Consider the following 15,422-nt stretch of genomic DNA (forward strand, 5'->3'; position numbering starts at 1 on the left):
ACCAGGGGACCTCGCGGATCGGCGGCCGGCCCGCTGGTGCCGGGCCGGCCACGCGTCGCGGGTTACTTGATCCGGTCGAGGTCCTTGACGGCCTGCGCCCACGCGTCCTGCGGCGACTGCTTGCCCTGTTCGATGCGCTGGAGGGCGTTGCCGAAGGCGGTCAGGACGTCACTGGCCTTGGGGCCGACGTGCTGGGGCCTGAGCGCCTTGGCCGCGTCGGTGAAGATCTTGCCGGTGGGGGCGTCGTTGAAGAAGTCGTTCTTGAACCCGGTGATCGTCGGGTCGTCGTAGAGCGCGGGGATCGAGGGCAGCGCGCCCGCGTCGGTGAACAGCTTGAGCTGGGCGTCCTTGCTGGTGAGCAGGTCGATCAGCTCCGCGGCCTCCTTGGGGTGCTTGCCCTGCTTGGGGGCCATGAGGTGGGTGCCGCCCTGGTTGCCGCCGCCACCGCCGGGCACCGCGGCGACGTCCCACTTGCCGGCCGTGGTGGGCGCGGCGTCCTTGATGCTGCCGGTCTTCCAGGACGGGCAGATGATGGTGGCGAACGAGCCCTTGGTCAGGCCGGTGTTCCACGGAGGGCTGAAGGCGGCGAGCTTGGCCGACTCGTCGGCCTGGATCATCTGGGCGTTCAGGTCGAACGCCTTCTTGACGTCGGGGTTGGTGGCGGCGATCAGGTTGTTCTGCTCGTCGTAGAAGCCGACGGGCGCCTGGTCGACCATGGCGCGGAAGTTCTCGCCGGGCCCGTCGAACCACTTGGCGCCGGAGACCTTGGCGGCGACGAACTTCTTGCCCGCCTCCATGTAGGCCTCCCAGGTGGGCCAGAGCTTGGAGACCTCGTCGCGGTCGGTGGGCAGGCCGGCCTTCTTGAACAGGTCGGTGCGGTAGCACATGGCCAGGCCGCCGACGTCGGTGCCGAGGCCGAGCAGCTTGCCGCCGTCGGCGGACAGCCCCTGCTTCCACTTCCAGTCCAGGTAGTCGGACTGGCGCTTGCCCAGGCCGTACTCGTTGAGGTCGTAGAACCTGTCGGCGAGCGGGGTGAAGGTGGCGATGTAGCCGGCCTCGACGGCCTCGACGTCGGCGGCGCCCGCGCCGGTGGCGATCTGCGTGGTGAGGTTCTTGTGGTGGTCGTTGAACTGGGAGCGGCGTTCGACGATCTCGACGTTCGGGTGCGTCTTCTTGAACTCCTCGTACAGCGGCGCGAAGTGGAAGTCGCTGAACAGCGCGACGGTCAGCTTGATCTTCTCGGCCGGCTGGGCGGCACCGGAGGAGGCGCCGGCGCCCGCGCCGTCACCTCCGCCGCCGCCGCAGGCGGTGACACTGACGGCCAGCACCGCGGCGAGCAGAGGGGTGACCATCCCGGGGCGGAACTTGCCCATAGACCCTCCTGGGGGGCGAATAGTGGATCTTGGAGGGAGCGCTCCCCGAGAAGCGTCACGCCGCCCCCACGTCCGTGTCAACGGGTTCACCGGTAACGATCGCCGTGATGTGCACAAGTGGAGCGGCGACGACACAAGAAAGCGCTCTCTAAGATCGATATGAGTATCCGCAGGTCAGAGCGTGTGTCGTATTGACACCGCCTTATGACTGAGAGCGCTCTCAGCGCGATTCTCCGGGCGTTTCGCGGGTGATCGGCAGGTTTCCTTCGTGTTAACGGGCCACTTGACAGCTCTTCACACGAAGCGCAGTCTCGGCTTCCAGGGAGCGCTCCCCGAACCCCCCACGCCATCCCGAGGAGACGCCGTGAGATTGCCCCGCGGCCCGAGCCGCCATCGCTTGGGCCTGCTGTTCGCCACCGTGGCCGCCGTGATCACCTCCTGTCTCACCCTGGTCCCGGCCGTGGCCGCCGCCCCGCTCGCGGCGTGCGGCACCGACAACGCCGCGCGAGGGCGGCCGGTCACCGCGTCGTCCGCCGAGAACATCGCCTTCCCCGCCGCCTCCGCGGTCGACGGCGACCCCGGCACCCGCTGGTCCAGCGCGTTCAGCGACCCGCAGTGGATCCAGGTCGACCTCGGCTCGGCCAAGGAGATCTGCGGCGTCACCCTCAGCTGGGAGGCCGCCTACGGCCGGGCGTTCCAGATCCAGACCTCCTCCGACGCCGGCGCCTGGACCCCGATCTACACCACGACCACCGGCGCCGGTGGCACGCAGAACCTCGCGGTGACCGGCACCGGGCGCTACCTGCGGGTGTACGGCACGCAGCGCGCCACGCAGTACGGCTACTCGCTGTGGGAGCTGGCCGTCCAGACCGGCTCGGGGACCCCCACCCCCACCCCCACCCCCACCCCCACGCCGACGCCGAGCGACCCCGGGGGCGACAGGCTGCTGTCGTACGGCAGGCCGGGCGTGGCCTCCACCACCCAGGACGACGTCAACTGCGGCGGCTGCGTCGCATCCAGGGCGTTCGACCGCGACCCGGCGACGCGGTGGGCGACCAGCTCCACCACCGGATGGGTCGACCCCGGCTGGATCTACGTGGACCTCGGCGCGACCGCGCAGATCCACAAGGTGATCCTGCAGTGGGACCCGGCCTACGCGCGGGCGTTCCAGATCCAGACCTCCCCCGACGCGGTCACCTGGACCCCGATCTACACGACGACCACCGGCACCGGCTTCAAGCAGACCCTGACGGTGAACGGCACCGGCCGCTACGTGCGCATGTACGGCACGCAGCGCGCCACGGCCTACGGCTACTCGCTGTGGGAGTTCCAGGTCTGGGGCACCGGCGGCGCGCCGATCACCCCGCCCCCGCTGCCATCCGACCCGCGCAACCCTCCGCAACTGGTGTGGAGCGACGAGTTCAACGGCGCGGCCGGCAGCAGGCCCGACCCCGCCAAGTGGACCACCGACACCGGCACCGGCCCGAACAACGAGCTGGAGTACTACACCAACAACAACGCCTCCATGGACGGCGCGGGCAGCCTCGTGATGGAGGCCCGCAAGGAGGTCACCGCGGGATCGTCCTGCCCGGGCGGCACCTGCCAGTACACCTCGCACCGGATGAACACCGGCGGCAAATTCACCTTCACCTACGGCCGCGTCGAGGCCCGGATCAAGGTGCCGAAGGGCAACGGCCTGTGGCCGGCGTTCTGGATGATGGGCGCCGACTTCCTCACCGGCCGCCCCTGGCCGTACAACGGTGAGGTCGACATCATGGAGGTCCTCGGCAAGGACACCAAGACCGCCTACTCGACGCTGCACGCTCCCGCCTACAACGGCGGCGGTGGCTACGGCTCGCCGTACACCCTGACCGGCGGGGCGGACTTCTCCGACGACTTCCACGTCTGGGCCGCCAACTGGGACAGCAAGGGCATCGTGTTCACCCTCGACGGCCGAACGGTCTTCACCGCCGACAAGGCGACGGTCGAGGCGACCCGCGGGCCGTGGGTCTACGACCACCCCTTCTACATCATCCTCAACCTCGCCGTGGGCGGCGACTGGCCCGGTCCGCCGGACGCCACCACCGGGTTCCCCAAGCGGATGCTCGTGGACTACGTCCGCGTGTACCAGTGACCGGGTGACGCGGCCCCTCCCCTCCGGCGGCCCTCCTGTCCGGAGGGGAGGTCATCAGTGCGATATGTCGCCAATGGCGTCCTGTGACCATCGAGCGACATCCCACGGCTACCCTCCCGAGCCATGAGTTCCAGAATCGGCCGGGTCCTGGCCGCCGCCGCCACCGCGGCGGTGGCCGCCGGCCTGCTCGCCTCCCCCGCGCCCGCCTCAGCCTCCGGCGGCCACACGGTGAAGGTCACCGTGATGGCCACCTCCGACATCCACGGCAACGCCCTTAACTGGGACTACTACAAGAACGCCGAGTACGACGACAGCGCGCACAACGACGTCGGGTTGGCCAAGGTCTCCACCCTGGTCGGTCAGATCCGCGCCGACCGCGGCGCCGGCCACACGCTGCTGTTCGACTCCGGCGACACCATCCAGGGCACACCGCTCGACTACTACTACGCCAAGGTCGAGCCGATCACCGAGACCGGCCGGACCCATCCGATGGCCAAGGCCATGAACGCCATCGGGTACGACGCCGTGACGCTCGGCAACCACGAGTTCAACTACGGGCTCCCCCTGCTGGCCACCTGGGTCAAGCAGATGAAGGCGCCCGTGCTCGGCGCCAACGCCGTCTCGGCCAAGACGGGCCTGCCGGCGTACCGGCCGTTCGTCATCAAGACGATGAAGGTCAAGGGCGACAAGCCGATCAAGGTCGGCGTGCTCGGCCTCACCAACCCGGGCATCGCCATCTGGGACAAGGCCAACGTCGAGGGCAAGCTGAAGTTCCTGGACCTGGTCGCCACCGCCAAGAAATGGGTGCCGGTGATCCGCGGCCTCGGCGCCGACGTCGTCATGGTCACCGCGCACGCCGGCGACAACGGCCTGTCCTCCTACGGCACCGACCTGCCGGTCGAGAACGCCGCGGCCATGGTCGCCGAGCAGGTGCCCGGCATCGACGCCGTCCTGTTCGGCCACGCCCACAACGACGTCCCGCAGAGGTTCGTCACCAACAAGGTGACCGGGCGGCAGGTGCTGCTGACCGAGCCGGGCAAGTGGGGCCAGCGCCTGTCGGTCGTCGACTTCACCCTGGCCAAGCAGAAGGGCCGCTGGACCGTCGCCGGCAAGTCCTCCACCACGGTCAACACCAACACCGTGGCCGAGGACCCGAAGATCGTCGCGCTGATGAAGGACCAGCACGACAAGACGGTCGGCTACGTCAACCAGGTGATCGCCCAGTCCAAGGAGCAACTGTCGGCGGCCGAGTCGCCGTACAAGGACACCCCGATCCTGGACTACATCCAGAAAGTGCAGACCGACCTGGTGAGCAAGGCCATCGCCGGGACGCCGGACGCCTCGCTGCCGGTGCTGTCGATCGCCGCGCCGTTCAGCCGCACCGCCGTCTTCCCGGCCGGCCCGGTGAGCGTGCGCGACATGGCGGGCCTGTACGTCTACGACAACACGCTGTTCGGGGTGAAGCTCACCGGCGCCCAGATCAAGGACTACCTGGAGTACTCCGCCAAGTACTTCGCCCAGGTGGCCCCCGGCGCGCCGGTCGACCTGGCCACGCTCACCAACGCGGGCGGCACTCCGGACTACAACTACGACCAGCTCTCGGGCGTCACCTACGACATCGACATCTCCCAGCCGGTCGGGCAGCGCATCGTCGGCCTGTCCTACCAGGGCACCCCGGTGACCGCGGACCAGCAGTTCGTGGTCGCCGTCAACAACTACCGGCAGTCGGGCGGCGGCGGCTTCCCGCACGTCGCGACGGCCCCGGTCGTCTACAACGCCCAGGTGGAGATCCGCCAGGCGCTGATCGAATACGCCACCGCCTCCGGCACCATCGATCCGGCCACCTTCGCCGACCCCAACTGGAAACTCACCCGCACCGGCGTCCCGGTCTTCTAGGCACACCCTCTCCCCCGGCCGGCGCCCCTCATCTCACCCGGGCGCCGGCCGCTTCTATACCGGCAACCGTCACGCCCCGTGCCCACCTCGGTCGCTCCGGCCGGCCGCGAATGTTAGATTGTGTTCACCATCTTACGTGCGGGGCGTCGCCCGCGCCCTGGAGCCTGGACGGTTCTTGCGCGGACTCGCTGGTGCGACGGATCGGCGGTGGGCGCGGCCGACAGGAAGCCATGGCGGGCGATAGACGGCAGGCGTAATCTTAAACTCGGGGTGTTGGTCCGCTGGTCGATGTGACGACCTGCGCCGGGGCAAAGGCTGGCATTACGGAGGGTGATGGATGAGTCGCGTCTCGCAAGCAGAAGCGAAGGTCAACCGAGAGCGAGTGGTGGCCGCGGCCTCTCGGCTGTTCCGTGAGGACGGTGTGGTCAAGGTCGGCATCGCGGATGTGATGAAGTCGATCGGACTGACTCAAGGCGGCTTCTACAAGCAGTTCGCCTCTAAAGATGCTCTCATTGACGAAGCGGCCGCCAAGGCCTTCGCGGACAACTTGCAAGACCTCGTGGCTCTGGACCACGAGGCCGGGGGGCATCAGGCGGCGTGGCAGTCACTGCTCGAGTCCTACTTCTCCGTCGAGCATCGCGACAACCCTGGCACTGGTTGTCCCGCAGCCGGTTTCGCGGGCGACATTGCGCGTGAGCCCGAGCACAGGGAGACCTACGCCAGGGGCGTCCAGGAACTCGCGGGGTGGATCGCGCCTGGTGACGCCGGCCTGGCCGCCTATGCCACGCTCGTCGGCGGCATACTTCTTGCCCGTGCCACCGCAGGCACGCCTTTGTCGGAGCAGATCCTGCAGGCGGCACATGCGGCGGCGGCGAAGGTTGCCGACAGTGGTCAACCGGAAACCGACTGACGTGCAGGCCACCTCGGCGTCCTGACCCGCTTGGTGTCCCGCAGGGCTGGGTGCGCGGCGCCGGTGTTGTCGGCGGACGCTGCGGCCCTGGCCAACCACGTCTCACTGGTACTGGCCGGCGAACCTACCGGCCAACTCGACTCAGCCACCGCCGAGCAGATCTGCGACGCATTCCGCACCGCCAACGAAAAGCTCGGCACGGCCATCGTTTCGTCACTCACGACCGGGCGGTGGCCTCCGCGGTCGACCGCACCGTCGCCATCCGCGACGGCCGCACCGTCTCCTAGGTCGTCCGCCACACCAGCTCGTGTGATGCGCCGTTCGGGTTCCGAATTGGACGGAGTGCAGCCGTCAGGCTGTGCGTGGCCGAACGAGTACGTGTGCGTGAGATCGATGGCGTGAAGGCGAGCCCCCCGCGCGGAACGGCCCTGACCTTGGGGGTCAGGGCCGTTGCGTCTTCAGCTCCCGGGCCATTCACCTGGCCGGTTCCGGTCGGGATGACGACGTCACTCGGAGGCGCCGGCCGCCGCCGCGACCGCGGCACGTACCTCCTGGGCGAACCCCTTCACGGTGTAGCCCGGGGGCAGGCTGTCGATCAGGACGATGTCCGAGATCGCGTTGCGCACGCGCAGCGGCAGAATCGCCTGGTACTCGGGCGAGCGGTACCAGGCCTCAGCGGCGGCACGGTCGGGGAACTCCATGAGCACGACCAGACCCGGCCACGAACCCTCGATCGTGTCGGCTGTTCCGTTGGCCAGCCACTTCCCGCCGAACGGCCGGACAGTGGCCTCGACCTGCTCCAGGTACGACAGTCCCTGCTCGTTCGGGACGTCGCCAGGGATGCGGAGATGGTTGATCAGGTAGGTGCTCATCGGAGGTTCCTCTCAAGGCGGCTAAGCGTGGTGGGCGCGTAGCGACAGTTAAATTACTACAGTAATCTAACCTGATGGACGGCGATTCGCGCAACTTAGATTATTGGTGACATCTATCACGTGGACGCTGTGAGGCGGGGCCTGCATGATGGGCCCGCACATCATGCCAACGCATCACCTGCCCTTATGAGGTTCGAATGACCCTGCCGTCGCTGTTGCTGGTCCCCGGCGCGTGGCACAAGCCCGAGCATCTGCAACTCCTCATCGATGACCTGCCCGGCATCGATGTCCACACCGTGGCCCTCACCTCGTGTGGCGACGATCCCAAGGCGCTGGGCGACATGTACTCCGACGCGGCCGCGATCAGGGCCGCGGTCGAGGCGATCGGCGGGCCCGTGGTCGTCGTCGCGCACTCCTACGGCGGCGTCCCCACCACGCAGGCGCTCGCCGATGCGTCCAACGTCAAGAGCATCGTCTACCTCGCCGCGTTTCAGCTCGACGCAGGGGACTCCCTGCTGTCGAGCGCGGGCGGCGACCCGGCACTTTGGTGGGAGTTTCACCGGCAGGAGGGTGTCGGCGACTTCCTGACCGTCGCGAACCCGGTTGAGGTGTTCTACGGCGACGTGGACAGGAGCGTTGCCGAGAAGGCGGCGGCAGCCCTGGGTTACCAGTCCTACGCCGCCACCACCCAGAAACTGACCGCCGTCGCCTGGCAGATGATTCCGAGCACCTACATCATCTGCGAAGCAGACGGCGCCATCCCGCCCTTCGTCCAGGAACTCTTCGCGAAGCGCGCCGACAGGACGCTGCGGCTGAACAGTTCGCACTCGCCCTTCCTGTCGCAGCCCTCCGCACTCGCCCAGCTCATCAGGCACGAACTCAGCCTGCCCTGAGCCGGCCGGCGCGGACTCCAGCCGGAGCGTGAGCCCGGCTGCCCCTACCGCCCGCCAGTCGCGTCCGCTGCGGCCGACGGGCCACCAACCGCTTCCCCACGGCTCCGCGGGTCGCCGCTCGTGGGCAAGCAGGAGATGCGATCTCGTGACCTGGTTCACTACGGACAAGCCCGAAGTGTTTCGCTCCGAGGCGGGGCCTTTTCTCGCCGCACGTCCCGACCTGCACACCATGCTGCTGTCCGGACTCGACACGATCGAGCAGCTGCGGTCCGGGGGCGAACCCCCGCCCACAGTGCTGGGCTGGTGGCGGGAACCGGATGAAACAGCGACGACGGCCGCGTTCGTGTGGATGCCACCGCACCTGCTGACCGCGAGCCGCCTTTCCCAGGCCGCGGCAACGCACCTGGCCGGACTCCTGGCCACCCAAGCTCAGCCGTTCACACAGCTCCTGGCCGACGACTCATCAGCCCGTGCCTTCTCCGAAGCGTGGCAGACGACCACCGGCTCCGCGCCGAAGAGCGGACCGCACCTGCGCCTCTATCGTCTTGGCCGGCTCGTGGGCCCCGACGTCGCACCGCCTGGGGCACCGCGGACGGCGACCGACGGTGACCGGGCTCTTCTCCACGACTGGTGCACCCGTTTCGTCACGGAAGCCGGCTCGCTCGGAGCGGATCTCGACGCATTCATCGACGAGCGGATGAGCCGGGGCGGTTGGCGGTTGTGGACGGTCGGGGACGAACCAGTGGCCATGGCCGCCATGACGTCGGTGGTGGCCGGCACGGCTCGCCTCACCCCCGTCTACACGCTGCCCGAGCAACGCGGCCGGGGCTACGGCTCCGCCGTCACCGCAGCCGTTTCCCAGGCAGCCCGCGACGCCGGCGCGGAACACGTACTCCTCTTCACCGACCTCGCCAACCCGACGAGCAACAGCGTCTACCAGCGCATCGGATACCGCCCCGTCTCGGACTACCGAATCGTGGTGTCCTGACACCTCGCGCCCCATGGTCCCGAGGCCTGCGGCACCCGCCGGCGACCACGGCCCGGTGCCTGGAGCGGAGACCGCCGGGTGAGTACCAGGCGCGAGACTGGGCGGCCCCACCACCGGTCGGCCAGGCTAGAGCTCGGCCTGCGCCTCGCCACGACGGCGCCGACCACGCGTCCGAGCGCGGATGCACCGTCCGCGGCCGCGGCGGACTGGAGGACTCCGTCACACCCCGCCAAGGCGGGCCGCGGCTCCGTCTCAGTCGTCCGCGACCGCCCGATCGGCCTGCGTGAACCTCTCCAGCAGCTCAGGACATTCCTGCGCGGACAGGGCGAGTGTTTCGTCGAGAGTGGACGCGATCGTCGCACCCGCCAGAGCAGCATCGGCTGCGCGCTCCGCGACGGCGTAGACATCCCTCAATTCGGTGCGGATGCTGTAGCCGATGGGGCAGTTTGCCGATGGGGCCGAACTGTGCAGGCCGAAAAGGGGGCCGTCGTCCAGCGCGCTTTTGACGTCGAGCAGGGTGATGGCCTCGGCGGGTCGGGCAAGGCTCCACCCGCCGGGGGTACCGCGGTGAGAGACCACAAGCCCTGAGCGCCGCAGCCGGCCGAGCAGGCGGCGAATGACGACGGGATTGGTGCGCACGCTGCCCGCGATCCCCTCCGAAGTGGCCGGGGCGCCGCCTACGCGCGCGCGCAACTCCACCCATTGCAGCGCGTGCACTGCGATCGACAGGCGGCTGTTCGCGCTCATCTTCTCCCCGGATCTCGGAGTACCGCGTGCACTCCGCGACTCTATGCCGACGGCTTCAACACCTTCGCCGCGCCCCAGAGCGAGCCGGGATTGACACGGCGCGGGTGGCGGGCGAGCACTGCCTGGTAGAACTCGAGCGCGCTCGCCCTGGTCGAGAGTGCCTCCTCGACGTCCAGGAGGTAGGCGATCGACTCCTGGATGTTGGACGGGTCGTCGTCGTGGTCGGGGTGCTTGTGGCCGGCGACGACATGCTCCGCGCCCAACTCCTGGATCGTCCGCAGTGCGGCGATCCACTGCGCGCGTGAGTCGGGGTCGGTCTCGGCGAGATACATGTGGGTGTGGTTGTAGACGACGTCTCCGGCGACGACGAGCTTGGCGTCGGCAGCCCACAGGACGCTGGTGCCCTCGGTGTCGGTGTGGCCGGTGTCGACCACCCTCAGCTCATGGCCTTCGAGGAGGATGCGGTCGCCTTCGAGCTCGTCGGGGACGACCGCGACCGGGATCTGCCCAGGGAAGAGCCGACCCCAGAACCCCTCGCGCCAGTCGTCCTCTGCCTGTATGCGGGCGCCCGCAACGGCTCCGGCGGTCGCGACGGCCTGCACCCCCGGGAAGGCCTCGAGCAGCTGCCCGATCCCGTAGATGTGGTCGCCGTGTCCGTGCGTGCAGTAGATGTGCGTGAGCTTCCGCTCGTGCCCTCTGATCCAGTCGATCAGCCTCTCATTCTGCTCGATCGTCGTGAAGGTGTCGACGAGTACGGCGTCGCGCTCGCCGAGGATCAGCGTCGCCGAGTTCATCACCCAGCGCAGGTCTTCGTTGCCGCCCGGCGGGAGGTCACGGACGAGTCCCTCGCGGCGGGCGAGGAGTGTGTCGTAGCTCAGATCGGTCATGGGCCTCTCCCCCATCAGTAGATGTAACCATTATTGATACATCGGCCACCCCCTTAGGCAAACTCGCACGTCACGCCATGGTGTGCCCGAGGAGCCACCCGCCCCGGGCAGTTCGTCACCGACCCCCTGTAGCCGCCTCGGGAGCGCGGGTTGCCGATCGCCGCCGAGGAGGCGGGCCGACCGCCGTGCGGCACAGCCGTCACCCCGACGGCCCGACGATCATCTACACCAGGGCCGAGTGGGACGCCTTCCTGGCCGGCGTCCGCGCGAGTTCGACTTCCAGTAGAGGCGGGCGGACGCCGCACGAAGTCGCCGCGAGCCGGTCGCGGGACCACGTCGCCGCGGACGCCGAACGTCGCAGACCGGCCGGCACCCGTCGTCTTCGCCGTCCTTCGTTCACAGGGCGTGCGAACGCCGATCTCACATGGTCACGGTCACCATGACCAGGCGTCCAGCCATTGACATCCGACTGCTGGGGCGGAGAGGCTAGAGTCGGCCGGAGAGCGCTCTCCGGCAGCGTGAGAGGAACCAGGGTGACCGACGAGTTCGACGACGGGTTCGATGACGTGGTGCGCAAGCTCAGTCTTGAGCGGAAGGTGCGGTTGCTCACCGGGGGCACCGCCTGGAGCACCTACGCCGAGCCGGATGCCGGGCTGCGCTCCCTCGTGCTGTCGGACGGCCCGGTGGGCGTGCGCGGCCCCGGGTGGGACGAGCGCAGCGTCTCGCTGAACCTGCCCTCGCCGACCGCGCTGGCCGCGAGCTGGGACGAACGCCTGGTGGAACGGCTGGGCGCGCTGCTCGGCGACGAGGCCCGGCGCAAGGGGGTCGACGTCCTGCTCGCCCCCACGATCAACCTGCACCGCTCGCCGCTCGGCGGCAGGCACTTCGAGTGCTACTCCGAGGACCCGCTGCTCACCGCCCGCATCGGCGTCGCCTTCGTCCACGGCGTGCAGTCGCGCGGAGTCGCCGCCACCGCCAAGCACTACGTGGCCAACGACTCCGAGACCGACCGGCTGACGCTGGACGCGCGGGTGGACGAGCGGACGCTGCGCGAGCTGTACCTGGCGCCCTTCGAGGCCGCCGTCGAGGCCGGGGTGTGGGTGGTCATGGCCGCCTACAACGGCGTGAACGGCGCGACCATGTCGGAGAACCCGCTGCTGGCCGAGCCGCTGAAGGGCGAGTGGGGCTTCGACGGGCTGGTGGTGTCCGACTGGGGCGCCGTCCGCTCGACGGTCGCGGCCGGGCGCGCCGCGCAGGACCTGGCCATGCCGGGGCCCGACGGCCCGTGGGGCGAGGCGCTGGTCGCCGCCGTCCGGGCGGGCGAGGTGCCCGAGGAGGCGATCGACGACAAGGTCCGCCGGCTGCTGCGCCTGGCCTCCCGCGTGGGCGCCCTGTCCTGGCATGGCGCCTCCGGCGGCGCCCTCCACGGCCAGGCCGCCTCGCGCGCGCCGGAGGGCGCCCCTGGTGACCCGACGACTTCCCTCGGCGGGACGGCCTCTGGGGCGACCGTCCCTGCTTCCGCCGCTGGCCCCGCGTCTTCCGTGGCCCCCGTCGCCCCCCTTCCCAAGAGCGTCGTGCCTCTCGCCGGGGAGTCCTCCGCCGGCCTCGCCGAGGGCGTCGTGCCTTCGGCTGACGGGCCGGGCAGGGTGGGGGCCGGGGCGGCGGAGGGGTTGTTGCGGGAGGCGGTGGTGGCGGGGACCGTGCTGCTGCGCAACGAAGGACCGATCCTGCCCCTGGACGCCGAACGGCTGCGCACGGTCGCGGTGATCGGGCCGAACGCGGCCGCGCCCCGCATCCAGGGCGGCGGCAGCGCGGGCGTGTACCCCGTGCGCACCGTGTCGCCGCTTGAGGGCATCCGTGCCGCGCTCGCCGGGCGGGCCGAGGTCGTCCACGCCGCCGGGGCGCACATCGACGACACGCCCACTCCCCTCGGCCTGGACGGCGCGCGCGACCCGCGCGGCGGCGAGCCGGGCGTGCTGGTGCGCCTGCTGTCCGCCGACGGCGAGGAACTGCACGCCGAGCACCGCCTCACCGGGCGCGTCCTGGAGCCGACCATCGTCGGCTCGCCGGCCGCCGTCGAGATCCGCGCCCTGCTGTGCCCGCGGGTCGGGGGCCGGTGGACGCTGGCGGTCGCCGGGTGGGACCACGTGAGCCTGGCGGCGGACGGCGTGACGCTCATCGACGACGAGGTGGGGCGCGACAGCGACGACCCGGCGACGGTGTCGCTCAACCCGCCCTACCGCCGGGCGGAGTTGGAGCTCGCCGCGGGCCGAGAGGTCGAGCTGGTGGCGCGGCGGCGCATGGACCCCGGCAGTGGCGTGGCCTTCGTGCTCGCCGCCGACCCGCCGCGCCGTTCCGAGGAGGAGGAGTTCGCCGCCGCCGTCGAGCTCGCCCGAGGCGCGGACGTCGCCATCGTCGTTGCCGGCACGACCGAAGAGGTCGAGAGCGAGGGCTACGACCGCGCCGGCCTCGCTCTGCCCGGCGCGCAGGACGCGCTGGTGCGCGCGGTGGCGGCCGCCAACCCCGCCACGGTGGTGGTGGTCAACTCCGGCGGCCCCGTCGACCTGCCGTGGCGTGAGGAGGTGCCGGCGGTGCTGCTGAGCTGGTTCCCCGGCCAGGAGTACGGGCACGGGCTGGCGGAGGTGCTGTTCGGCGCCGCCGAGCCGGGCGGGCGGCTGCCCACCACCTGGGCCGGCCGCGCACTGGCCGGGACCACGCCGGTGGACGGGGTGCTCGCCTACACCGAGGGCCTGCACATCGGGCACCGGGCCTGGCTGCGCGAGCCGTCGCCCCCCGCGTACTGGTTCGGGCACGGGCTCGGCTACACGACCTGGGCGTACGAGAGCGTCGAGGCGCCCGGCGAGGTCGAACCTGAAGCCCCGTTCACCGTCCGCGTCCAGGTGCGCAACACCGGCGGGCGGACCGGCGGCGAGGTGGTCCAGGTGTATCTGACCCGTCCCGGCAGCGGTGTGGAGCGCCCGGTGCGCTGGCTCGCGGGGTTCGCCCGGGTGCAGGCCGGGCCCGGCGAGAGCGTGGAGGCGCGGGTCGAGGTGGCGGCGCGAGCGCTCGCCCACTGGTCGCCCGAGCGGCACGCCTGGGCCTTCGAGCCCGGATCGTTCACGGTGCTGGCAGGGCGTTCCTGCGGGGACCTACCATTGACCGCGACGGTCGCGGTGGCGGCCCCGGCGAACTGACCGCGGCGGCGGCCTGCCCTCCCCAGCGGAAGGGCGGGCCGCCGATGGCGGCACACGGTTCACCGGGCGACGCCGCCCGCGTCCCGCTACGGGACGCGGACGGCACAGGGCGGTGCGGTGGCGGAGCCAGTGACGGAGCGGACGGGGCCGGGACGCAGCCGGTGGCGGCGTGGATGGAACAGGGCGATGCCGGGGCGCGGCCGGTGGTGGCGCGGACAGAGCAGGGCGGTGGGGTGGCGGTGCGGACGGGGCCGGGCGGTGCGGGGCATCGCCTTGTGACGGCCGGACGTTGGAGAGCGCTCTCCAAGCATGCTATAAAGGCCCCATGAGCCTAGGTCGCCCACCAGTGCCGGCTTCCCCGACCCTGGAGGACGTCGCGCGTGCGGCGGGCGTGTCCCGTGCCACCGTCTCCCGGGTCATCAACGGCATCCGCAACGTCGATCCCGCCATCCAGGAGACCGTCAGGCAGGCCATCGCCGCCACCGGCTACGTGCCCAACCGGGCCGCCCGCTCGCTGGTCACCCGCCGCACCGGCTCGATCGCCCTGGTGGTCTCGGGCGCCGGAGAGGAGAGCGAGGAGAACCCTTTTCACAGCCAGGTCTTCGCCGACCCGTTCTTCGGGCGGGTGGCCTCCGGCGTGGTCGGGTTCCTGCGCCCGCGCGGCATCCATCCGACCCTGATGTTCGCCGAGACCGACGAGACGCGGGCCCAGGCCATCGCCTACCTGCGGCAGGGCAACGCCGACGGGGCGATCCTGGTGTCCACCGAGGCGCGCGACCCGCTGCCCCGCCTGATGGTGGAAGCCTCGCTCCCCGCCGTGCTCTTCGCCCGGCCCCCCGAGCCGATCCCGATCAGCTACGTGGACCTCGCGCACCGCACCGGCGCCAAGCTCGCCGCCGACCATCTGATCGCGCGGGGCCGCAGGCGGGTGGCCACCATCGCCGGGCCGCTCGACGTGCCGGCCGCCCAGGACCGCCTGTCGGGCTTCCGCGACGCCATGGCGGCCCACGGCCACCCCTACATCCCCTGCGCCGAGGGCGACTTCACCCTGGCCAGCGGCGAGGCGGCGATGGAGCGGCTGATGGCCGAGCACCCCGGCATCGACGGGGTGTTCATCGCCAACGACCTCATGGCCCAGGGCGCCCTGCCCGTGCTGCGCAACCACGGGCGGCGCGTGCCCGAGGACGTCGCCGTCGTCGGGTTCGACGACAGCAGCGCGGCGACGGCGAGCCGGCCGCTCCTGACGACGATCCGCCATCCCGTCGAGGACATGGCGGCCGAGATGACGCGACTGCTGCTCGCCCACGTGGACGACCCCGACCGCGCGGTCACCTCGGTCATCTTCGAGCCGTCCCTGGTGGTCCGCGACTCCGCCTGACCGCGCCGGCCGCCGGAGCAGGCACGCCCCCCGCACGCGCCTCCCTCAGGCCGCGCCGGCCGCCGGAGCAGGCACGCCCCACCGCACCCGCCTGCCTCAGGCCGTGCCGGTCGCCGGAAGGGCCGAACGACTCCGCGGCCCGGGCATCTC

The 15,422-nt window shown here is 70.7% G+C and carries 11 protein-coding genes and 1 pseudogene; 8 read left to right on the forward strand and 4 right to left on the reverse strand.

Going from position 1 to position 15,422, the window contains the following annotated elements:
• Positions 1–62 precede the first annotated feature (62 nt).
• Entirely contained in the window at positions 63–1,373 is a 1,311-nt protein-coding gene (locus ABZT47_RS29090; RefSeq protein WP_354848866.1) for an extracellular solute-binding protein, read from the reverse strand.
• Positions 1,374–1,737: 364 nt separating this feature from the next.
• Between ABZT47_RS29090 and ABZT47_RS29095 the strand changes: the two genes are divergently transcribed.
• The 3 genes from ABZT47_RS29095 (at position 1,738) to ABZT47_RS29105 (ending at position 6,313) form a co-directional block, all read left to right on the forward strand.
• Positions 1,738–3,507 (forward strand): discoidin domain-containing protein, encoded by a 1,770-nt coding sequence (locus ABZT47_RS29095; protein ID WP_354848869.1) that lies wholly within the window; start codon positions 1,738–1,740, stop codon positions 3,505–3,507.
• 123 nt (positions 3,508–3,630) lie between these two features.
• Entirely contained in the window at positions 3,631–5,403 is a 1,773-nt protein-coding gene (locus tag ABZT47_RS29100) for a 5'-nucleotidase C-terminal domain-containing protein (protein ID WP_354848871.1), read from the forward strand.
• Positions 5,404–5,740: 337 nt separating this feature from the next.
• Positions 5,741–6,313 carry a TetR/AcrR family transcriptional regulator gene (locus ABZT47_RS29105; protein WP_354848873.1) on the forward strand — a complete coding sequence of 191 codons (573 nt, stop codon included), beginning with the start codon at positions 5,741–5,743 and terminating at the stop codon, positions 6,311–6,313.
• A 506-nt stretch (positions 6,314–6,819) separates the two neighbouring features.
• Here ABZT47_RS29105 and ABZT47_RS29110 read toward each other — a convergent pair.
• Positions 6,820–7,185 (reverse strand): DUF1330 domain-containing protein, encoded by a 366-nt coding sequence (locus ABZT47_RS29110; protein WP_354848876.1) that lies wholly within the window; start codon positions 7,183–7,185, stop codon positions 6,820–6,822.
• 197 nt (positions 7,186–7,382) lie between these two features.
• On the opposite strand from ABZT47_RS29110, the gene ABZT47_RS29115 reads away from it, so the two are divergent.
• Positions 7,383–8,078 carry an alpha/beta hydrolase gene (locus ABZT47_RS29115; RefSeq protein ID WP_354848879.1) on the forward strand — a complete coding sequence of 232 codons (696 nt, stop codon included), beginning with the start codon at positions 7,383–7,385 and terminating at the stop codon, positions 8,076–8,078.
• A gap of 145 nt (positions 8,079–8,223) precedes the next feature.
• Complete coding sequence (locus tag ABZT47_RS29120; protein WP_354848881.1) at positions 8,224–9,066, forward strand: GNAT family N-acetyltransferase; 843 nt, start codon at positions 8,224–8,226, stop codon at positions 9,064–9,066.
• A gap of 252 nt (positions 9,067–9,318) precedes the next feature.
• On the opposite strand, the gene ABZT47_RS29125 is transcribed toward ABZT47_RS29120, so the two are convergent.
• Both ABZT47_RS29125 and ABZT47_RS29130 read right to left on the reverse strand, forming a co-directional pair.
• On the reverse strand, positions 9,319–9,813 hold the full coding sequence (locus tag ABZT47_RS29125; RefSeq protein WP_354848884.1) for an Rrf2 family transcriptional regulator: 495 nt from the start codon (positions 9,811–9,813) through the stop codon (positions 9,319–9,321).
• A gap of 41 nt (positions 9,814–9,854) precedes the next feature.
• A complete protein-coding gene (locus ABZT47_RS29130) occupies positions 9,855–10,700 on the reverse strand; it encodes an MBL fold metallo-hydrolase (protein WP_354848887.1) in 846 nt (281 codons plus the stop codon).
• Between the two features lie 170 nt (positions 10,701–10,870).
• Between ABZT47_RS29130 and ABZT47_RS29135 the strand changes: the two are divergent.
• The 3 genes and pseudogenes from ABZT47_RS29135 to ABZT47_RS29145 all read left to right on the forward strand — a co-directional run.
• Positions 10,871–10,966, forward strand: a pseudogene (locus ABZT47_RS29135) (DUF397 domain-containing protein); the annotation flags it as partial.
• A 267-nt stretch (positions 10,967–11,233) separates the two neighbouring features.
• Complete coding sequence (locus ABZT47_RS29140; RefSeq protein WP_354848889.1) at positions 11,234–13,894, forward strand: glycoside hydrolase family 3 C-terminal domain-containing protein; 2,661 nt, start codon at positions 11,234–11,236, stop codon at positions 13,892–13,894.
• A 346-nt stretch (positions 13,895–14,240) separates the two neighbouring features.
• Complete coding sequence (locus tag ABZT47_RS29145) at positions 14,241–15,272, forward strand: LacI family DNA-binding transcriptional regulator (protein ID WP_354848892.1); 1,032 nt, start codon at positions 14,241–14,243, stop codon at positions 15,270–15,272.
• Positions 15,273–15,422: the final 150 nt, after the last annotated feature.

The organism is Sphaerisporangium sp. NPDC005289 (genome assembly GCF_040607455.1).
GTDB classification, from domain to species: domain Bacteria; phylum Actinomycetota; class Actinomycetes; order Streptosporangiales; family Streptosporangiaceae; genus Sphaerisporangium; species Sphaerisporangium rhizosphaerae.